Origin of the sequence: Kitasatospora sp. NPDC096128 (assembly GCF_040303105.1) — a bacterium.
Taxonomy (GTDB): domain Bacteria; phylum Actinomycetota; class Actinomycetes; order Streptomycetales; family Streptomycetaceae; genus Kitasatospora.
In genome coordinates, this window is sequence record NZ_JBEOSP010000035.1 from 36496 (window position 1) to 57738 (window position 21243).

The following is a 21243-nucleotide window of genomic DNA, read 5'->3' on the forward strand; positions in this document are numbered from 1 at the left end:
CCGGGTCAGGCTCGCTGTGCGAGCTCCAGCGCCGCCGTGTGGACGAACCACTCCAGAACCGCGCAGATCTCCTCCGGATGGTCGGCGAACACCTGGAGTGGGAAGGACGGGCGGAGGTCCAGCTTGGCCTCCGCCAGTTCGATGCCGTCGATCTCGTTGAACCGCCGCAGCAGCTCCCGCCGCACCTCGGTGTCGTTGAACGGACTGCGGTCCTTCAGGTATTGGAAGACCACCTCCGCCGTGCCCGTCACCGGATACAGGGCGAGCGGCCACAGCAGGTGCGGCTCGGACGGGGTCCCGGTGTCGATCATCGGGAAGCAACTGGTCTCGTCGGCGCGACCGTAGTCGAAGTGACCGCCCTGCTGCTCCCAGAAGCGCAGCACTCCCTGCACGCTGAGCCACACCGGCCTGTCGTGGTGCCCGGACAGTTGAGCGTGGAAGCGTTCCGCCGCCGCTGCGTTCTCGGTGTCGGGCAGCGGGTCGTGCACCCTGTCCGCCGGGATCTCGCGGCCCAGCAAGGTTGCCAGTTCGGTGGCGGACAGCCGACACGAGGCGTGGGCGCGGCCGGCCGCGTCGAAGGGCACGCCCTCCTGTTCCAGGATCTCCCTCGGAGTGTCGGTGCGGTCGTCGTCGAGCCAGCGGAAGCCGGGGGAGACCTGGCCGTTCCAGTTCAGGACCCGGTACGCCCCGATCACCCCGGGCTTGGAGGACAGGTGGTTGCCGACACCGATCGCGTGCAGGCCGATCAGCTCGGCCACGTCGCCGTACGAGGTCCAGGTACCGCTGGGCATCGCGACGAGCGCTGCCCGCAGGTCCGCCCAGCCCGGCCACTCGTCGCCGACCGTCTTCACCGACCCGAGGGGAGCCGGCCACAAGCCGATGGCCCGCTCGGCGAGCCGGTCGGCGCGGGCCAGGATTTCCGCCTTGCCCCAGCGCTCGGCCGCGGCGATCTCCTGGTTCATCCGCAGCGCACTCGAATCGAGGAGCTGCTGCTTCCGCTCGAACGGGTGGTTGGAGAGCTTGGAGTTGTCGCCCGACAGCGTCAGGTTCCCGAGGGTGTGCAACAAGAGGTCGTGCAGCTCCTTCGGGCTCTGCCCGTCCTCCGCTTCCTCCGCGAGCAGGTCGAACCACTCCTGCTGCGGGCGCTGCGGCAGCACGTGCTCGATACTGAGCGCCGCCTTCTCGAAGTCCACCGGTTCGCTCGCCGCGTGGCTCTCCTCCAGCCGCCGCAGCACGTGGAAGCGCTGGTGGGATCGCCCGTTCCAGTAGAACGGCTTGGTGCGGATCGCCTGCTTCAGGTCCTCGTCCGAGGGCCACTTGCGACGCCGGCCGGAAAGCAACCGGTGCACTGCCTCGGCGGGGGAGCGATCCGTTTCCAGTTCCTTGGGGGCGTCCATGAAGATCCGGTTGAGGTTGTTCGTCGGCACCTGGCAGATCATCCTGCGGACCAGGTACGACTCGACGTAGCCCAGCGCCTCGGCAGCCTCCTCCGCCGTGGCCTGACCGGCGTCGACCAGATCCAGGAGGTGGAGCGCGAGCGGGTAGTGCGTCTGACCGCCCCACGCCCCCAGCCGCTCCAGCGCACTGCGCAGCACACCCGAACTCTCCCGCTCGGGCTCCAGGATGCGCAGCAGTCGATTGCCGCGTTCGGCGAGCAGGGCGATCTCCTGCTGCAGCGCCTCCTCGTCGTTCTTGAAGGCGTCCAGACGCTTCTGCTGCTCGCGGTAGATCTCGCTCTGCTTCGCCTTGTTGTGCCCGCGCACCACCAGGTCGAGCCAGACCAGGAGTTCCAGGTTCTTCGGCCCGAGTTCCTGCTGCATCGGCAGCCACAGTTCGCGGTAGACCCGCTCGCCGCGCTTCGGCAGCAGGCTGAAGACGTAGTTGCGCAGCAGGTCGCTCTGGCTGAGGCCGACTCCGGTGTTGTTGATCGACTCGAAGATCCGGTAGACGTTGTCGCCAGCCTGGGCGGTGATTTCGACGATCGAGAGCAGGTCCTTGAGGACGGTCTCGACGGCGGCGACCCACTCGGCACCGTGCTCGTCCGCGCCTTGCGCGAGGGCGCCGAGGAAGAAACGGTACGCCGTACCTATGTTTCCGGCGCCTCCGGCCTTCGGGGAGGACCCCACGCACGCGGTGTAGCTGTCCCGGTCGGCCTGGGTGGGCAGCAGCCGGTAGTGGTCGAGCTCCTCGTGGAACTCGTTGACCAGGATCTGCCGGTGCACTCGGTCGGCGGCCTTCGCGGCCCCGGCGCTCTTGTAGTGGTCACGCAGCGCGGTGAAGGCGAGCATCAGCGTGGTGAGCCGCTGCTGCCCGTCGACAACCAGCCAGCGCTGCACCCCGCCGGCCTGGATGTGGCCGGGCGCGAGCACGACGGAGCCGAGGAAGTGTGCCGCCGGCACATCGCCGTCGGTGTGCTGTTCCACCAGCTCGGACACGTCGTCCCAGAGCTGCTGCAGCTGCGCGCGTTCCCAGCTGTACGTGCGCTGGTAGAGCGGCACCTGGAACTGCTTCTCGCCCTGCACCAGATTGAGGAACGTGATCTCCTGCGCCCGCATGACTCCCCTTCAGCCGGTCGTGCACGGAGCTGCGCGTCCGGCACTGGCCGACAGCGTACGGGTGCTGTGCGACAGCGGGGTGGGGTTGGTCGTCATTGACCCGGAGTTGGGCCCGTCAGTACGGTGTGTAGTCAACAGCTCACGCGACAATGCGGAGGCGTGATGAACCAGCCGTGGGACGCCGATCCCGATGCTGCACTGACCCGGCGCCTGGGCAAGTCACCGGCCGAGCTGGGCACCACCGGGGGCCGAGACGGTTGTCCCGACGTCTGGGAACTCGACAACGGTGACATCGCGGTCATCGGGCGGGATCTGACTGCGGCCTACCAGGCCCGACTGCCTCAAGACCTGGTGGTCGGCGAGGGCGAGCGCCTCGTGGTCATCCCCCGGATCACGCTCCTCTCCGCGAAGGAGGACCTGCCGGATGCGTGACCTCCTCGGTGGCGTGCCGGGTGACCGACTGCCCCGCGCCGAGTACCAAGCCGACTTCCGTCAGCGGGACTTCGCGGTCGACGGCTACGACTCGTGGAAGTTGGAACGCCGGCAGGACTTCCACCAGCCCGAGGATGCCAGCTGGCGCGCCTATCTGGAGGGGGATCGGTCGAAGGCTCGGGAGCTGATCGAGGCCAGGCGCGATGACCTGCTCCAGCTCTCCCGCCTGGCGGACGACCACGCCTGCCGGCTACTGCGTGTGCGTGTCGTCGAGTTCCCACTCATTCCCTACATGGCATGGGAGCTGCCACTGCTCCAGGTCCGTGCCGAATGCGGCGAGCTGATTCGCGTGGTCGGCCCCGAACTGATCGCGTCGTACGAATTTGATGGGCCACTTCCGGAGCTCGTCACCCTGGGGCCGGACACCGTCTACGACATCTCGTACGACGAGGCCGGCATCTTGAGCGGTGCGACGCGCTACATCGATCATGCGGCCCGAGATCGGGTCGCTGAGTTCATCTCCCGCCTGTACGACCAGGGCGAGGACATCGAGACCTTCATGGCCCGACTGCCGGTGGAGCGCTGAGCGAGTGGAGCGAGAGGTACCTGAGGCACTCGCCGGCAGTGTCAGTTCGTCGCTGTCGGGGTCCTCCGCCGGAAACGTCGTGCAGGCCCGGGACATCCAGGGGCCGGTCCACATCCACGCCGTGCCGCCGAACACCACCCGGTACGGCGAACCCGTGCCCTGGCAACTGCCCACGGATGTCCGCGGTTTCGTGAACCGGACCGTGGAGCAGGAGGCCATGGACCGCCTCCTGGAGGAACACCCGTCCTCGGCCCAGGTCCTGGTGCTCACCGGCACTGCCGGGGTCGGCAAGACCTCGCTGGCTCTGCACTGGGCGCACGCAGTCCGCGAGCGGTTCCCGGACGGGCAGCTGTACGCGAACCTGCGTGGTTACGACCCCCAGGAGCCCGTTGCCTCCCCGCAGGTACTGGAACGCTTCCTGCGTGCCCTCGACGTGCCGGCTGCGGCGATACCGACCGACCCCGAGGCCCTGGCATCGACCTATCGCTCCCTGGTGGCCGGCCGTCGGATGCTGGTCGTCCTGGACAACGCCTCAAGTGCCGCCCAGGTCCGCCCGCTACTGCCCGGCGTTCCCGGGTGCCTGGTCGTGGTGACCAGCCGGCACCGCCTGTCCGGTCTCGGCGTGCGTGAGGGGGCCAGGCACCTGACCTTGGAGGTCCTGGCGGAGCACGACGCCGTCGAGCTTCTGAGCGCGGTCACGGCGGACTACCGCGTCGGGGACGATCCGGACGAGCTCGCGCAGTTGGCGCGGCTCTGCGCCCGCCTGCCCCTGGCCCTGCGCATCGCGGCCGAACGCGCGGCCGGCCGGCCGCGGATGCTGCTGAACGACCTGATCCAGGACCTGCGCGACGAGTCCAGCCTGTGGGACGCGCTGTCCAGCGAGGACGAGGAGGAGTCGGAGGCGGTTCGCTCCGTCTTCGCCTGGTCGTACCGGGCATTGCCGGCCGATGCCGCACGGCTCTTCCGTCTGCTCGGCCTCCATCCCACCGGGGAGTTCAGTGTCGCAGCTGCCGCCGCGCTGGCCGCGAGCGGTGCCCGGCAAGCGAGCCGGCTGCTCGACGGTCTCGTCGCGAGCCACATGATCGAGCAGACCGCCCGGGACCGCTACCGGTTCCACGACCTGTTGCGTGCCTATGCCGTCGACCAGGTGAGGCGTGAGCAGGAGCCGGAGGAGAGCGAGCGGGCGATCCGGCGGGTCCTGGCCTGGTACCTCCACACGGCCGATGCGGCCCAGGCGCGCATCGCGCCTCATGAGCCTCGTGTCGCGCTCGCCGCTCTCGATCCCGAGGTGAAACCCGGGGTCTTCGGAGACGCGGCCGCCGCGTGGGGGTGGTTCGACGTGGAGCGGGAGAACCTCGCGGCAGCGATGCGGACCGTGGCTGCCCTGGGCCTGGACGAGTACGTCTGGCAGCTCGCCATCGTCCTCCGGGCCTTCTACATGTCGCGCAACACCTTCCAGGACTGGTTTGCCACCTCGCACCTGGGCCTGGAGGCCGCACAGCGTGGCAACGATCGGCACGCGCAGGCGGAACTGCACGAGAGCCTGGGCATGGCCTACACCCAGTCCAGCCGTCTCGACCAGGCCGCCGAACAGTACGTGGCGGCCTTCGGCATCCGCTGTGAGCTCGATGATCGGGCAGGCGAAGCCCTGACCCTCAACGGACTCGGACTCCTCCGGTTGCGAAGGCACCAAATCTCGGATGCCCAGGAGGCTTTCGAGAGAGCACGTGCGCTGTTCCAGTCCCTCGATGACACCTACTGGGAGCCGCGGACGGCGGTCAACCTCGCCGAGGCGCAGGTAGCTCTCGGCCGACTCGCGGACGCGGAGCGGCTGGTCCGTGCAGGCCTGGAGTCGTTCCGCGAGGTGGCCGACCGCAGGGCCGAGGGCAACGCGTTGCGCATCCTCAGCCGGATCCAGCTCGAAGGCGGGCGGACGGACGAGGCGCTGGAGAGCGCTCAGCGGGCCGTCGACCTCGCGATGGACCTCAACAGCCCCGTCGTGGAGGCGTACTGGCTGACGCAACTCGGACACGCCCAACGCACGGCAGGCCGATACGCGGACGCCCTCGCCTCCTACCAGCGCGCCGCCGTCCTGCAACGGAGCCTCGGGGACCGCAGCCGCGAGGCGCTGGCCTGGGACGGCGCGGGTCTGGCGTACCTCGCACTCGGCCGGGCCCAGGAGGCGAGCGAGTTCCACCGTCGGGCCGTTGCCGCGCACCGTGACCTGGGCGACCGGTGGCAATGGGTGCTGGCCCTCTGCCACCTCGCCGAGGCCTTGGAGGCCATGGGCGAGGCAGCGGACGTCGTACGGGAGTGCAGGCGCGAGGCGCTGACACTCCTCGGCGACTTCACCGATCCGAGCGCGCAGCGCCTGCGCGACCAGTTGACGAGTGCCTTGGGCGAGGGCTCCTGAGTCAGCCGGCGGAAAGCCAGATGTCCCGAGCCGGCACGGGAACCGACTCCACGATCCACAGCGGGCCGTCCGCGCACTCCATGCGCACGCCGTCGCCAGGCTCGGTGCTGGACTTGAGGACGGCCACCCAGCGGCCGTCGACAACGGCAAGAGGCCCTGGGACGGGGAACAGCCCGAAGCGGAAGGTGCGGACGAGGTCGTGGATGTCGCGGCGACTCGCCGACCAGTCGATGACCGCGCTCTGCGGCCCCATCATGCCCTCGTAGCCTGCCCCTTCCCGGCCCTGCTCAGTGCCTGCGTGGCCGGCCGCCGCCAACTCCAGCGCCTCCGCGAGCAGTTCGCGGGATAGGGCCTGAATCTCCGTGAACACGATGTCGCCGTCCAGGTCGTCCGGCAGTACGACCCCTCCGCGTTGGGCGAGGATTCGTCCGGTGTCGAAGGACTCGTCCATCCAGTGGATCGTCACACCGGTCTCCGGATCGCCGTGCCGCACGGCCCAGTGGATCGGCATCGGTCCGCGGTGGCGCGGCAGCAGGGAGGGGTGGACGTTCAGCACGCCGAGGCGCGGAACGCTCAGCACCTCGATCGGCAGTCTCCAGGGGAACCCGTTGCAGATCACCAGGTCCGGCCGGTAGCCGGACAAGGCGCGGGCCAGACCGGTGGTGCTGCGCGGCAGCAGCAGATCGACGCCTGGCGGCAGTTGCGAAAGAACGTCACCGACCTTTGCCCCCGCCGCAGATGCGGCGCACACATAGGCGACGGTCTCGTGCCCCGCCTCGGCGCACGGTGCCTGGAGGTCGGTGAACCCCGCCGCACCGGAGGAGATCAGAACGACCCGCAGACGATTCTTCACTGAGCCTCCCACTGAGAAAAACTGTGAACTAAGTCAATCGGTGAATGTATGGTTCCCGAAGGAAGTGTCGGCGCCGCCCAGTAGGCTCGCCGTACTCGGTCGTCCTCCCGAAGGGGCAGTTCACTCCATGTCCGCCCAGCCCGCCTCGGCACCCGTCCCGCACCCGCTGGACGAAGTGCCGCAGACCTTCCTCGCCGGTGACTCGTACGACGCCCGCGAGGCCCTCGAAACGTACATCAGCCGCGACCTGCTCGGCCCCTGGGACGGCACCACGGAGGCACTGCCGCACCGCTCGGCCGGCCCGCGCGACCGCTACCTCGTCGGGATGCTCGGCCCCCGTCCTGCCGATGGCTCCTCAGCCCGGACGGCCCGGAACGCGGCCCAGCTCGCCGACGTCGAACCCGGCGGGGACGGCGACCGGACCGACACCGACCCACCCGAGCTGCTCACCCCCCAGGCGGCGGGGCGGATCTGGGCTTCGTCCATGGGCTTGTCGTTCACCGTGCCGGCCTCGATCGGCACGCTCACGGTCACCGCGAAGTGGGGGCGCTACTCGCTCACCGACACCCTCACCGACGACGGAGGGACCCGTCGGGTGTGGGGTCGCGAACCGGTGGAGAAGCCCGAGGACATCGACGTCACGGCCGCCGGGGACCGCCGCCTCGTCCTGGAGGGCGACTCGGAGAATGCGCCGTCCGTGCTCCTGGACGTCAAGGTGCGGCAGCGGAACGGCGGGCCGGGTGGTGAGGACCTGCGGGTGGTCGAGGTGGCGCTCGTCAACCGGCTGGAGGACTCCGTCGAGCACAGGGACGCCAACTGGCTGTTCCAGACCGAGCTCGACGTCACCGCCTTCGCCGACACCGACGCCGCCGTCTTCCTCCCCGTCGACGACCCGCTCGCCCCGGGCGCCGCAGGCGCGCACGAGGATGACGAGGAGAACCGGCTTCGGCTGCTCTACCGCGACAGCCTGCGCCATGCGGTGGGCCGGAACGTCGCTGTGCACGCCGAGGTCCGGGCCGGGGAGCGCCGTGCCCACCGGCTCACCACCACCTGGCTGCCGGTGTACAACGTGTCCTCCACCACGGCCCCCAGGATCGAGGAGCAGCCGCTGCTCACCGGCCTCGAACTCGGCATGGACGCGCTCGCCGAACTCGCCGTGCCCGCCCGCCGCAAGGAACTCCGGGAAGCGCTCGCCCCGCTCGCGGACGGCTACCACACCTGGCTGCAGGAGCAGCGCGACCGTCTCCCGTCGCTCCCCGAGGACCTGCGTGACACCGCCGGGTTCGCCATCGAGCAGGCCGAGCGCGTCTGCCACCGGATCGCGTTCGGCATCGACGCGCTGGAGGTGGACGACCTCGCGCTGGAGGCCTTCCGCTTCGCCAACCGTGCGATGGCACTCCAGCGGCGCAACACCGCCATCGCGGCAGCCCGCGCCGGACACGAGGACGACCAGGCCTCGTACCAGCCGGCGAAGGACGCCGTCGAGGAGAAAGGCAAGGAAGGAGCCAGCTGGCGCCCGTTCCAGCTGGCCTTCGTCCTGCTCAACCTGGCCTCGCTCACCAGCCCCGGCCACCCGGACCGCGGCGCCGATGCCAACGCCGTCGTCGACCTGCTGTTCTTCCCGACCGGTGGCGGCAAGACCGAGGCCTACCTCGGCCTCGCCGCCTACACCTTCGCGCTGCGCCGCCTCCAGGGCGTGATCGGCAGCGGCGACGAGGCCCGCAGCGGTGAGGCCGGTGTCGGCGTGCTGATGCGCTACACCCTGCGGCTGCTGACGGCACAGCAGTTCCAGCGGGCCGCAGCCCTGGTCGCGGCGGCCGAGGTGTTGCGTCGGGAGGCCTACGAGAGCGGCGATGTCCGCTGGGGCAAGACCCCGTTCCGGATCGGCCTGTGGGTGGGGACCTCCGTGTCTCCGAACTGGTTCTCCGAGGCCCGGGACCAGATCGCCGGAGCGAGGGAGAGCGCCGACGACAAGTACGCCCGGGTCATCCAGGTGCTCAGTTGCCCCTGGTGCGGCTCGGGGCTGACTGCTCACCGGAACATGGAGGCCGACGAACGCAGCCGGCGTGTCCTGCTGTACTGCCCGCGGGGCGAGGGCGAGGACCGCTGCCCGTTCTCCCGCAAGGGCGCCCCGAAGGAGGGCATCCCCGTCCTCACCGTGGACGAGGAGATCTACCGGCTGGCCCCGGCGATGCTCATCGCAACCGTCGACAAGTTCGCTCAGCTGCCGTGGAACGGCTACGCCGGCCTTCTCTTCGGACGGGTGACCGAGCTCTGCCCGGTCCACGGGTACCGACACGACGACCTCGACGAGCAGACCGAGTGCCGCTCCCGCCACCGGGGCGAGCAGCCTGCCAAGGCGGTCACCCGGCTGCGCCCGCCGGACCTGATCATTCAGGACGAGCTGCACCTGATCTCGGGCGCGCTCGGTACCACGGTGGGTCTCTTCGAGTCGGCCGTCGACCAGCTGTGCAGCTGGGCCTTCACGGACGAGCACGGCGCCCGGCACGAGGTCGGACCCAAGATCGTGGCGTCCACCGCCACCACCAAGCGGGCCGCCGATCAGGTGCGCGGTGTCTTCGGCCGCCGGATCGCGGTGTTCCCACCGCAAGTCCTGGACGCCGGCGACACGTTCTTCTCCCGGCAGGTCGAGGTCAGCCGGACCGACCCGGGCCGCCGCTACCTCGGCGTGTGCGCCCACGGCACCAGGCTCAAAGCGGCCGAGATCCGCGTCGCGGAGATCCTGCTGCTCGGTGCGCAGCAGCTCTTCGACGACTACGGTGCCCCGGCTGATCCCTACATGACCCTGGTCGGGTACTTCAACGCCACCCGCGAGCTGGCCGGCATGCGCCGCTACCTCGACGACGACATCACCACCCGGGTGCGGGCCAACGGAAGCCGCAAGGGACACGAGCAGATCGCCAACCGCATCGTCGGCAGGACCGGCATGCTGACCATCCAGGAGCTCACCTCCCGGATCTCCTCCTCGGAGATCAGCGCCACTCTCAAGCGCTTGGAGGGCGGCTTCGACCCCGAGCGGGACACCAGCAAGCGTCGCAGGGCCCTGATCGCCGAGTACGCGGCCGCGAAGAAGGAGAAGCGCGAGCCCCGGGCGCTGCCCACCCATCCGGCCAGGCAGGGGGTCGACGTGGTGCTCGCCACCTCGATGCTCCAGGTCGGCGTGGACGTCTCCCGGTTCGGTCTGATGCTGGTGGTCGGACAGCCCAAGAACACCGCCGAGTACATCCAGGCCTCCTCCCGGGTCGGCCGTGACCCGGGCCGCCCCGGTCTGGTCGTCACCCTCTACAACTGGTCGCGGCCAAGGGACTTGGCCCACTTCGAGGACTTCGAGCACTATCACGCCACCTTCTACCGCCAGGTGGAGGCGCTGTCCGTCACTCCGTTCACCCGTCGAGCTCTCGACCGGGGCACGGCGCCGACGTACATCGCCGCGCTTCGCCAGGCGGCCTACGCGAACTCGCGGAACACGGACGCCCACTGGGTGGATCTCGACGGTGAGATCGCGGCCGAGGTCGAACGGCGACTGCTGGACCGGGCGGAGGCGGTCGGTGGCCCGCGTGCCCGTGGCTACCTCGCCGAGCGGATCGAGGTGCTCAAGGACGCCTGGGCCGGCAAACGTGAAGGCAGTGCGGTGGTCGGCTACCGCAAGGAGAGGAAGAAGGACAGCCTGGTGGCCCCGCTCCTGCGCCGGGCCGACGGCGCTCGCTGGGACACCCTCACGGTCCCGATGTCGATGCGGGAGACCGAGAACGAGATCAACCTGCTGCTGTCCGGAGGCGGGAACCTGATGGAAGCGTCCACGAACGGCGGCCCCGAGTGGCGGTTCGGCCCGGTGCCGGACGGCGACGGCCCCGAGGCCGAGATCGACGCGGACGAGTACGGAGACACCGCCGGCGCGGCGGCGAAGAAGGGACAGCGATGAGCAACGGCTACTTCCGACGGGTCGGAGCGGTGCGCCCGAGCCATCTGATGTTCACGGCAGGAGTGGGCTCGCTCATCGACCTGCCCAACTTCTCGGTCCTGGTCCAGGGGCTGGAACGGTGGAGCCACACTGGTCTGACCGATTACGTGATCGACGAACCGCGGCTGCGTACGGCCGTCAACCGTTCCCTCCAGCTCTACGGCCGCGAGCAGGTCACCGAGTTGCGGGCCGCGCCGTGGGCCGAGGGGGACGACAACGCCAAGGACTGGGCCACCCAGGGGGTCGGAGTGCCCATCGCCCCGTTCCCGCAGTGGCTGCGTTGCACGGCCTGCAACCTGCTCGCACCCGTCGACTCGGAGGCCTTCGCGTTCGTCAACAGCAACCCGCGGGCGCCGCACGAGGCGAAGTTCGTCCACGACTGCACAGCCGGCCGGAGGAAACCGCTCGCCGTCGCCGCCCGCTTCACCCTGGTGTGCACGGCCGGGCACCTCGATGAGTTCCCGTACATTCCGTTCGTCCACGGTGGCGGCGCCTGCTCGAACTCGCCCCGGCCGCTGATGCGGATGAAGGATCACGGCGGCAACCAGGCGGCCAACGTGACCATCGAGTGCGTGGGTTGTGGGGCGAAGCGGAACATCCGCGACGCGATGGGCGAGCGGGGCCGCCGCAACATGCCCGCCTGCCGTGGGCGCCACCCGCACCTCGGCAACTACTTCGAGCCCGGCGGCTGCGACCGCGAAGCGACCCTCATGGTCGCGGGCGCCTCCAACCAGTGGTTCCCGATGACGCTGAGCGCCCTCGCGCTGCCGCCGGGGGAGGACGACAAGCTCCCGGAGCTGGTCGAGGAGCGGTGGGAGGAGCTGAACGGCATCACCTCACGCGCCAACTACGACTTCCTGTCGTCCATCCCGGCCTTCGGATGGCTCAAGGACTACGACCCGGATGCGCTGATCGCCGCCGTCCAGGCCCGCGCAGCCGCCCTGAACGGCCGGACACCGGCTGCGGACGTGCGACCTCCCGACCTCCTCGGCCCGGAGTGGGTCGCCCTCTCCGCGGCGCGCCTGCCCGCCGCCACCGACGACTTCGCACTGGAGACGGTGACGGTCCCGGACGCGTTGAAGGGGTTGTTCTCCGATGTCCGGCAGGTGCAACGGCTGCGCGAGGCCCGGGCCCTCATCGGATTCACCCGGCTCGACGCGCCCGACCCCGAGTCCCCCGAGATCGCCACCCCGGTGCGGCTCTCCCGGACCGGCCTCGGCTGGGTGCCCGCCAGTGAGGTCCGCGGCGAGGGGATCTTCCTGCGAGTGCGGGACGACTTGATGGCCGACTGGGTGACCCGGATGGAGAAGTCACCGGCGATGGCTGCCCACCGGGAGGCCTTTGCCCGTTTCCGGACCAACCGCAAGAGTGACCGGCTCACCGGCCAGTTCGACCCGATGCACGGCTGGCCGGGGGAACGCTACCTCGCCCTGCACACCCTCTCCCACCTGCTCATCCGCACCATCGCCCTGGAGTGTGGCTACAACTCGGCGAGCCTGGCCGAGCGAATCTACGCCGGGGACGACACCGACCCGAGGACCGGCATCCTGATCTACACAGCGGTGCCCGACTCGGAGGGCACCCTGGGCGGGCTGGTCTCGCTGGCCGAGGACCCGCAGTTCGAACGAATTGTCAGGACGGCCCTGCGCAACGCCGCGCACTGCTCCTCCGACCCGCTGTGCGCGGAGCGGCTCCCGAATGCGCCGTCCGACCACCTGCACGGCGCGGCTTGTCACATCTGTCTGTTCGTGTCGGAGACCACCTGCGAGCGCGGAAACCGCTTCCTGGACCGTCGCTTCCTGGTGCCGCTCGGGGAGGCGCCGGACGTCGTTCTCACCCCCGCCGAGCTGCTTTCGTGAGCAGTCCCCGCTTCGAGGCCGCGGCCGCTTCGGCGGTCGCGGCCCTCGGCCCGCAACGGGTCCACGCATTGGCGGCGCTCCTGGAACAGGGCCGAGGCCCGGAGTACGCATCGGCCGAGTTCCCGTCCCCCCGCACCACCGATGAGATCCGGGAGGTGTACCAGGCGATCCGCACCGAGTCGATACCCGGACCGGTTGCGGCAGCCTATCTACGGGGGTTCGGCGCCGCCTGGAGTGACCGTCGCGACCAGGCTGAGGTGAGAACCGTCTGGAGCGGCCCCAGCACGCCGGGAGTGCCGGTGCGGTCCACCGCCAGGGTCCTGACCGAGGTGGTACGCCAGGCCCGTACCGAACTGCTCGCGATGACCTACTCGGCCCGTCCCTACCGGCCGCTGCTCCAGGCCCTTTCCGACGCGACGGCTCGTGGGGTGGAGGTGCACCTCGTGGTCGAAACCCGAGAGGGAGCCGGTGGGTTGCTGGACGGTCCGGAACCCGCGGCGGCCTTCCGCTCGGTGGCCGGACTGCGACTCTGGCACTGGCCCGTAGGCCTACGTGACCACCGCAGTGCCCGCCAGCACGCCAAGTTGGCCGTGGCGGACCGCAGGATCCTGTTCCTGGGGAGCGCCAACCTCACCGAATCCGGGGTGCGCCGCAATCTGGAGGCCGGCGCGGTCGTCCGGGGCGGGACGGCGCCGGAGCGGGCGGCCGAGCACATCAGGGCCTTGATGCGACGGGGGACGCTGCAACCCCTGGCTCCCGCGTAGCAAGGTGGGGCCATGCCACCGGCAGGGCCCCACCCCTTCTCCGCTAGTTGAGAACGCCGTCGCCGACGAACAGCGAGAGCTGTTCCGGGTCGCTGTCGGGCTCCGGTGCCTGGGCGAGGCCGGCGGCCTCGGCGGCGTCCGGGTCGCTGTCGGCCGCCGGGTCGCCGGTCGTGTCCTCGTCGGCGATCGTCGGGAGGACGTACTCCTGCGCCAGCCCGGCGAGGTGGAGCGGAAGCGGCAGGCTCAGGGCGTCCGGGTGGTCCGGAGCCTGGCGCAGCTGGTGGACGGCCAGGGCGAGCGCCTCCGGGTCGTCGCCGTCGGCCTGGTGGCAGCCGAGGACGGCGAGTTCGACCAGGCCAGGGTTCCAGGCCGGCTTGTCCGTGTCGACGGTCAGCTCCCCCTTGCGCTTGCCGAGCCGGATCGGGCGCGGTGCGAGCTTGTCCGCCTCGACCGCGGAACCGCTGAACTGGAAGGCCTTGGGCGTGGTCGACCAGAACACCCGGGCGGTGTCCGTCGCCGCGGTCGGGTCGGTCCACAGGTGCGCGGGCAGGCCGTTGACGCCGTTCGCCTCGTCCGGGCGCACGCCCCACCACTGGGCGGTCTCACGGCCCTGGGCGGTCCGCACCCGGACCAGGCGGAGGTCCGGGTCGATCGGTCGGACGGACAGGCCGGTCCGGATCCGGTCCGGTTCGGCCTGTCCGTCCTGCAGCCACGTCCAGTGCGAGCGACAGTTCTGCGCATGGGCGAGCAGCAGGGTCGGCGTGCCGCGCAGCGACCGCACCACCTTCTGCAGCCACTCCTCGGTCTGCTGCCGCTGCTGCTTCATGTCCTGCCACCACGACGGGCGTCCGGTCGGCTCCGCGTCACCGCTGCGCGGAGCGGGCACGGTGGAGGGCACTTCGGAGAGCGCGGTCAGCCGGAGCAGCAGTGCCGGGTACGGGATCCACTTCCCGGCACCGTTGTCCGCCCTCCGGTCCCAGCCCTCGACCCGGGCGAGCCCGGTGATCGGGTGCACCGGGGTGACCCGCACGGCGACCGGCTCGTGGCCGGCCCAGCGGGTACGGCTGCGCGCGTTCTTTCGGACCATCCAGACCGCCGCGTAGCGCAGGTCCTCGGGCAGCCGGTCACCGAGGCTGTGCTGGGGATGGACGCGGACCCCGAGCTGCCGCAGGCCGTCGTCCCAGGACTTGAGGGCGCGGAAGCTTGCGGTCTTCTCGCTGTTGTAGCCCTTCACCTTCTTGGGCACCGCCATGAACTGGGTCAGCACCCCGGCGTCGGCGCACCCCAGCCGGAGCGCGAACTTGGGATCGTGGTCGGGGGTGGTGAAATCCTGCCGACGGTCGATCTCCACCAGGGCGAGGCAGGGGACCGCGTCGGTGCGGTCACCACTCAGGAAAGTGCGGACCTCGTTCCGGCGGGAACTGAGCGCCGCGGTGACGGTGGCGCGGGTCGGGCGCCCCTCGCCGAGCGGCAGGTCGCCGGCGAGCGAGTCGGTCAGCTTGAGGCAGCGCAGCCGGACGACGAGTTCGGCCGTGTCCCACTCCAGGACCGCGGGGCTTCCGGGGCGGGCGGTCTCGTAGACCTCGGCGGTCGGCCGCGTCCCGTCGTCCTTGAGCCCGAGGTGGTCGACCAGGGCGGTGATGGCCGTGTCACGCATCTCGGCGGTCTGCCACAGCAGTCGTGCCTCCAGCACCGGCAGGCGGTCCCCCTCCTGAGCGTCGTCCAGGGCGGTCAGGGCGAAGGCCGTCCCGAGTCGGCGGGCTGCTGCCGCGCGGACCTCCTCGGCGGCCTTTGCGACGTCCCCCGAGGGCTTGGGGCGGGGGTTCACCGGTCCGTGGGAGGTGGCGCGCCGGGTGAACTCCAGGGTGGGAGTCGCCTGCAGCTGCTCGGGCAGGGCCTGCTCGGCCCACTGGACGATCTGCGACCGCTGGTTCGACATCATGCCGGCGCCGACCTCATGGCTGCCCATGGCGGTGCTGTACACCACCGCAGCGCGCATGTCCCCCAGCCACTCCTCGGGCGCGCTCAGGATGCTGTCGGCGTCGGGGAACGGCTCGGCCAGCGAGATCCCGTTCAGCATTCCGGCGGGACCGCCGCCGACCCAGTCGATGCCCTTGACCGCGCGGTTCCATTCCAGCCGCGCCACCGCGAAGCGCTCGCTCGCCGGTGCCCCGGGCAGCCACGGCACCCTAGGGCGCAGCAGGACGGACGTGCGGCGGCCGAACGGCAGCCGCAGCCTGCCGGTGGTCGGGCTGGTGCGGGTCGCCCAGCGGCGGATGTGGGTGTGCAGGTGCAGCCGGGGCAGCGGCTGGAACGGGACGGTGTGCAGGGTGATGTTGAGGACCACCGAGAACCACCAGGTCCGGTCGCCCTTGCCGTCCCAGGGCAGCGGCTGGGAGACCAGCTCCGCGCCCTGGTCGCGGGGGCCGCGCGGTACGGCGCGGAAGTGCAGTTTGCCGGCCCGGGAGTCGTACGGCTCCAACGCGAGGATCCGGCGGGCCAGGTGGTCCGTGGTCAGCTGGAACTGGCGGGACTCGGGCGCGGCCGTGCCGCCCTTGGTCGGCGGGCAGCGCAGCAGCTCGGCCTCGACCGGGTGCCACTGCGGGGGGTCGGCCGACAGCATCGCCTCGACCTCCCGGCGCTGGGCACGGTGCTCCGGCTCGGGGCGCAGATCGCGCAGCCAGGTGGCGAGCAGGGCGCGCAGCGCCGGGCCGGGCAGCGGGTCGGCCGGCTCAGCGGGGGCGTAGAGCCAGAAGTCCGGGGTCTCGTCCTTGTGGTGGGAGGGCCGAGGACGCACGAGGACGTCGGGGGCGAGGGCCTGGAGGACCTGGTCGAGCCGCCAGGTGGGGACCGTCCGATAGGGCTCGGCCTGGGCCGGCCGACCGGCGTTGCAGAGGTCGAGGAGTGCGTCCCGCCACTCCTCGGGGAACGGGAGGGCACGGTAGTGGGCAGTCAGCGAGGCCTCGGGGGAGACCGGCGTCCAGGCAGCGGTGCGGATGCTCCGGTACTTCATGGCCATGATGGCCTCCGATCAAGTGGGTGGTCTCTTGGGTCAGCTGCGGTGGTGGGTGAGGTCCGTCAGGGCCTCGAACAGGGGCTGGTAGAGCAGACGGGCGAGGGCCGGATCGCCGGGATCCGGGAAGCGGGCCGGGTCCGCGTGCTGGTCGAAGTAGGGGGCGAGTACCGTCCGGAGCCGGGGCAACAGCCCGTCGTCGGACGGCAGGGAGTTGGTCTGGATTCCCGGGGCGAGTGACCGGGCCAGTCGGGGGGCGAACCGGGCATCGACGAACACCACCCTCGCTGGGACGCCACCGCGCACCAGTCGGCCGATGACCTGCCAGATCGTCACCAACTGGTCCCAGACGAACGCCTGCTTCTCGGCCTCGGACAGGCGCGAGTAGATGTACCGGCGGGCGAGCAGCCGGCGCCATTCCCGGCGGGCGACATGACGGAACGCGAGCCCGGCTGCGTCGAGCGTCCCGGCCTGGTTGACCAGCGCGGTGAAGGTGCCCTGGTCGAGACCCGGCTGATCGCGGACGAAGCGCGAGACCCAGTCGTTGATCGCGAAGATCGCCAGAGCCAGGTCGTCGGGACGCGGATGCGGCCGAGCGAGGAAGAGCGCGGTGCCGAAGGCGGCGTTCCGTTGTGCGTTCAGGATGTTGTGGCCACGCTCCACGGCCATCAGCGGTGCGACGAGGACCTCCGCGCGAGGGTCCTCGGCGAAGGCCGCGAGGTCGCCGCGCCGTAGGGCGGTGGCGTGTCCGGCAGGTCCGGGGACCGGGCCGCCGCCTCGGACGGCCTGGTCCAGGTCCGCGTCGTCCGCGGCCAGGACGCGGACCCGGCCGTGCCAGCGCTCGATGCCGTGCAGGGTGTCGGCGATGGCGTTGGCCTCCTTGTAACTGCCGGCCAGCAGAATCGCGCGCCGTCGGTCGTCGTCATCGACCAATGCGAGTTCCTCCTCCAGCGGGCTCGGCGAGTGACCACGACCCGGGCTGCCGAGGATCGAGGCCATGGCCCGGGCCACGGTGAGGCGGTTCTTCGTGTCGGTCCCGGACAGGCTGATCGGCTTCCCGTTGTCGTCGTAGAGGAAGTGGGTGCGGAAGACGCTGCGGCGCACGGCGGTCAACGAGCGTTCGGACGGTTTGAGGACCGCTCCGACCGGTGCGAGCACGTGGGCGCGGGTGGACTTCCCCGCCCAGCTCGTGCCGGACATCAGCACGACCTGCGGCCCGGGTCGACCGGTCGCCGGATTGGAGCCCAACTCGTGCAGTGAGAGCAGGAGTTCTCGGCCCACCCCGGCGCACCGGAAGAACCTCAGGGTGCCGCTGTGGCGCCCGGACTCGTCCCGCTCCCGCTCGTCGGGCAGGTACTGGAACCCGAGGACGTTGCCCATCGGGGCCTCCGGAACCAGCGGGGCGTAGTCCAGTGGCGGGCGGCGGGAGAAGTCGTTTCCGGTCGAGTCCAGGTGCAGGGCGGCCTCCACCTGCGGCCACAGGAACGTCAGCCGTTCCAGCCGCTGGTTCAGTGCGGAGAGCAGCAACATGAACTCCACCCTTCCGGCTGTGGCGTCGAGCCACTTCGGGTCGTCGGCCGGCGCGGGCGTGCCGGCGAGGAACGCAGTCAGCACGGCGACGACCCGGCGGCGGGTACTCGAGTCGGAGAGGGTGTTCAGCAGGTCCTGGGTGAGGGCGACCAGATCGTCGGTCGGATCGGCGTACGGCCCGTTTCCACCGAGCGGGTCGTCGCGGAAGCGGTCGAAGACGGCGGTCAGCTCCGCGCGCCGGCTCTGCACGGCCGGGCTGGCGGGCTCCGGCTCGGGATCGTCGTTCTCGTACGCCTCGAAGAGCTCGTCCTCGTCGCGGACGCCGTCCGGGGTCGTGGGGGAGCCGTTCGGCTCGAACCAGTCGGTCAGCAGCTTCTCCTGGAGCGTCCACGGGCTGAAGTACTCGGGGTCCGCCCAGTCGCGCACGTCCCCGTCGGCGATCAACTTCTTGTACAGCCGGTCGGTTGCCGTCGTCACGGCGGCCAGGGAGGCGGACCAGCGCGCGACCTCCTGGTCGGTCAGCGGCAGCCGACCCTGCCGGGACAACTCCTCGATCTTGTGGGTGTGCAGCTGGTCGAGCCAGGACTCCAGGCTGGGCATGACCAGCGTCGCGGACGGGGCGAAGATCTCGTCGAACTTCATCTGCACCGAGTCGGCCTCGTCCACAATGACGATGTCGCTGCGCAGGCAGGCCAGTTCGAGGTAGCGCAGCCGCTCCTCGTTCAGGTGGTGCGGCACCGAGGACTGGACGAGGCTCGCCGGGTTCGCGATCCAGATCAGCGACTCCACCAGCTCGCGTGCGGTGCGGTGGCGCGGACAGGTGCTCCAGAGCGGGCAGCCGTGCTTCTGGCCGGCGGGACGGTTGCCGACGGACGGTGTCGTGGTGGTGCCGCCCGGACGGTAGGGCTCGGGGATGGCGATCGGTTCGGCCTCGTCGGTGACGGCCCGATCGGTTTCCCCGACCTGCTCCGGGTGCAGCGAGGTGCAGGGCGCGTCGGCGTAGCGGAGCGGTTCGGCGGCCTCGGTACCGCGGAGGGCGTCGACCATGCAGGCCGTGCTCAGATCGTCGAAGCCCGGGTCGTCGTGGTCGAGCAGGTTGTCCAGGCCGCGAGCGGCCAGCCGGCGGTGCAGCCGCTGGACGTGGGTCTCGCGGGTGGTCGGACCGAGCACCGGGGTGGCGGGCAGACCGAGGCCCCGCAGCAGGGCGCTGAGCCGCAGCTGCTCGGCCACGTCGCCGACCACCAGGGTGGTCCGCATCCCTCGCTGGGTCGCCCAGACAGCGACCAAGGTCATGAGCGTGCTCTTCCCTGCTCCGACCATGCCCACCAGGTGGAGCATTCCGTCCAGGTGGAGCTCGTCGGAGTCGGTGAACGACCGGCCGTCCGCGCTGCGCGGGGCCAGCCGGAGCTCGGCGAGCCGCTGTTCCCAGTGCCCGCGCTTTGGGGCGTCCGCAGCGATCTCGGTCCGGTCCATCCACTGGGCGGTCTCGGCGAGGTCGGCGCGGGTCAGCCGGATCGCTGCTCCGTCGCCGGCACGGGCGGCGGCGAGGTCGTGACCCGGGGTGGGATCGGGCCGCAGCTCCGCCGGGAAGGTGACGGAGGTCGGCCGGCGACGCTCGATGAAGGTACTGCGACCGGGCGGGGCGAGGCGCAGTCGTCGTCGGTCGAAGTCCGGGAGGGTCGCCAGCGCCGCGTCGTAGACGGCGAGGCGGTCGGATGCGATGGTCGGGCGGATCGGACGGACCGGGCCGCTCTCCTCCGGGACGAGGTAGGCGCGCATGCGCTCCGGGAGCGCCTGATAGGTCTCCAGCGCCTGCTGCCAGGTACGGCGGCGGCGGAGGGTCCACACGCGGTGGCGTACCGCGGTGAGCATGACCTCGTGGTCCGGGGTGACGGAGAGCCCGGCAGCCTTGGCGAACGAATACCCGGCCAGCAGCGTATAGGCGCCGGCGGCCGGCTCGTGGGGCGCGATGCGCTCCAGCACCCGGAGGGTCAGTTCCACCTGGCAGAGCAGGGCGGGTTTGACATCGCCCAGCTCGGTCGGGATCTCACGCCAGACCCGGTTGAGGTCACGGCTGACCTGCTGGTGCCAGCTGTCGCGGTTACGCATGGGCACCTCCGGCCGGTGCACCGCGCAGCCGGGCGGCCGCGCGGGAGATCAGTTCGGTGTCGGTGAGCAGGGGCAGCCCGAGGGCCGAGGCGGGGCGGTGTCGGCGGTAGACGTCCTGGTAGCCGGGTCGGTCGTCGACCCGATAGCGGGGAACGACCCAGAAGGCCTCGTCAAAGGGCGGTTCCGGAGCCACGGGTCGGGCCGACCTGCCCAGGAAGGCGGGGTGCGCCCAGTCCTTGACGTCCACGGCCCACACCCGCCCGTCGGGGAAGGTGACGTGCAGGTCGTAGGCATCGAATCCGGGCCACATCCGGACCCGGAGTCCGAGTTCGGTCAGCGCTCCCTCCAGAGCGACCTCCGCCCGTCCTGGCGCGGTGACGAACTGCCTCAACGGGCGCTCCAACTGGAAGAGTTCGCCGACCTCGTCGGCGGGCCAGAGGTTTCCCACCGGGGCGGGCCCCTGCCGACGGCACCGGTCGCGTTCGCACCACCACGAGCCGTCCTGCACCGGGAGCAGCAGGGTCAGGCAGCGTGCGCAGGTGGTGTAAGCGCCGGCCCGAAGATGGCTCGCCGGCACCGGCAGGTAGATCCGGCGGATCAACTCTCTTACTGGATCGAGGACATGGTCGTTGCTGACCTCGAAGAACTCCACCGAGGTGAGTACCGGGCGATTGACCAGAAGCCGCCGGAACTCCGTGTAGGCGTCCTCCTCGCCGCACTCGCGGCACAACCGGAGCGCGGCACTGATGATCTCTCGGTCGCGTTGACGTACGGCGCTGTCGGCGGCTCGTTCGGCCCACTCGTGGCAGAGCTCGGTGGGGCGGCCGGAATCCGGATCGAGGAGGTGGTCGGTGTCACCGATGGCGTCGGCGGGGAGATCGAGCGGCCAGTCGGAGACCGGGCGGTACCGACACCACTGCAGCAGCTCCGGCAGGCTGGCGGGCGGCTCGGCGCCCTGCAGCACGCAGGTGAGGACCGTCCGGTTCAGCGCCCGCTGGGCTTCGTCGGGGTAGGGCAGGGAGAAGCCGTCCAGACCGGTGATTGCGTCGAGTCCGATGAGTGCGGTTGCGAGGGTCCGGAGCAGCGGAAGGCCGTCGTGAGCGGACCACGCGGCGGCGTGTGGTGGCAGGTCGGAGGTCGGCGACAT

General features: G+C 70.8%; 11 protein-coding genes. 6 read left to right on the top strand and 5 right to left on the bottom strand.

Annotation, left to right across the window (positions count from 1 at the left end; translation table 11 throughout):
* Positions 1-5: 5 nt before the first annotated feature.
* Entirely contained in the window at positions 6-2555 is a 2550-nt protein-coding gene (locus ABTY61_RS31065; RefSeq protein WP_350508441.1) for a GmrSD restriction endonuclease domain-containing protein, read from the bottom strand.
* Positions 2556-2717: 162 nt separating this feature from the next.
* Here ABTY61_RS31065 and ABTY61_RS31070 point away from each other — a divergent pair, with 162 nt between their 5' ends.
* The 3 genes from ABTY61_RS31070 to ABTY61_RS31080 all read left to right on the top strand — a co-directional run bounded on the left by ABTY61_RS31070 (position 2718) and on the right by ABTY61_RS31080 (position 5986).
* Entirely contained in the window at positions 2718-2987 is a 270-nt protein-coding gene (locus ABTY61_RS31070; protein WP_350508484.1) for a hypothetical protein, read from the top strand.
* Positions 2980-3573 (top strand): DUF6879 family protein, encoded by a 594-nt coding sequence (locus ABTY61_RS31075; protein WP_350508442.1) that lies wholly within the window; start codon positions 2980-2982, stop codon positions 3571-3573. The genes ABTY61_RS31070 and ABTY61_RS31075 overlap by 8 nt, the downstream gene beginning before the upstream one ends.
* 79 nt (positions 3574-3652) lie before the next feature.
* Complete coding sequence (locus ABTY61_RS31080) at positions 3653-5986, top strand: ATP-binding protein (RefSeq protein ID WP_350508443.1); 2334 nt, start codon at positions 3653-3655, stop codon at positions 5984-5986.
* 1 nt (position 5987) lies between these two features.
* On the opposite strand, the gene ABTY61_RS31085 is transcribed toward ABTY61_RS31080, so the two are convergent.
* On the bottom strand, positions 5988-6839 hold the full coding sequence (locus ABTY61_RS31085) for a methionyl-tRNA formyltransferase (RefSeq protein WP_350508444.1): 852 nt from the start codon (positions 6837-6839) through the stop codon (positions 5988-5990).
* A gap of 127 nt (positions 6840-6966) precedes the next feature.
* Here ABTY61_RS31085 and drmA point away from each other — a divergent pair, with 127 nt between their 5' ends.
* Genes drmA through drmC form a run of 3 tightly spaced genes read left to right on the top strand, consistent with a single transcriptional unit; the run spans position 6967 to position 13444 of the window.
* The gene (gene drmA, locus ABTY61_RS31090; RefSeq protein ID WP_350508445.1) at positions 6967-10782 is read left to right on the top strand and encodes a DISARM system helicase DrmA; all 3816 of its coding nucleotides are present in this window, start codon (positions 6967-6969) and stop codon (positions 10780-10782) included.
* Positions 10779-12680 (top strand): DrmB family protein, encoded by a 1902-nt coding sequence (gene drmB, locus ABTY61_RS31095; RefSeq protein WP_350508446.1) that lies wholly within the window; start codon positions 10779-10781, stop codon positions 12678-12680. Before drmA ends, drmB begins: the two co-directional genes overlap by 4 nt.
* A complete protein-coding gene (drmC, locus tag ABTY61_RS31100) occupies positions 12677-13444 on the top strand; it encodes a DISARM system phospholipase D-like protein DrmC (RefSeq protein ID WP_350508447.1) in 768 nt (255 codons plus the stop codon). Before drmB ends, drmC begins: the two co-directional genes overlap by 4 nt.
* A 43-nt stretch (positions 13445-13487) precedes the next feature.
* On the opposite strand, the gene ABTY61_RS31105 is transcribed toward drmC, so the two are convergent.
* Genes ABTY61_RS31105 through ABTY61_RS31115 form a run of 3 tightly spaced genes read right to left on the bottom strand, consistent with a single transcriptional unit; the run spans position 13488 to position 21243 of the window.
* Positions 13488-16463, bottom strand: a complete 2976-nt coding sequence (locus ABTY61_RS31105; protein ID WP_350508448.1) for a pPIWI_RE module domain-containing protein — start codon at positions 16461-16463, stop codon at positions 13488-13490.
* Positions 16464-16496: 33 nt separating this feature from the next.
* A complete protein-coding gene (locus ABTY61_RS31110) occupies positions 16497-20096 on the bottom strand; it encodes a pPIWI_RE_Z domain-containing protein (RefSeq protein ID WP_350508449.1) in 3600 nt (1199 codons plus the stop codon).
* The gene (locus ABTY61_RS31115) at positions 20089-21243 is read right to left on the bottom strand and encodes a pPIWI_RE_Y domain-containing protein (RefSeq protein WP_350508450.1); all 1155 of its coding nucleotides are present in this window, start codon (positions 21241-21243) and stop codon (positions 20089-20091) included. The genes ABTY61_RS31110 and ABTY61_RS31115 overlap by 8 nt, the downstream gene beginning before the upstream one ends.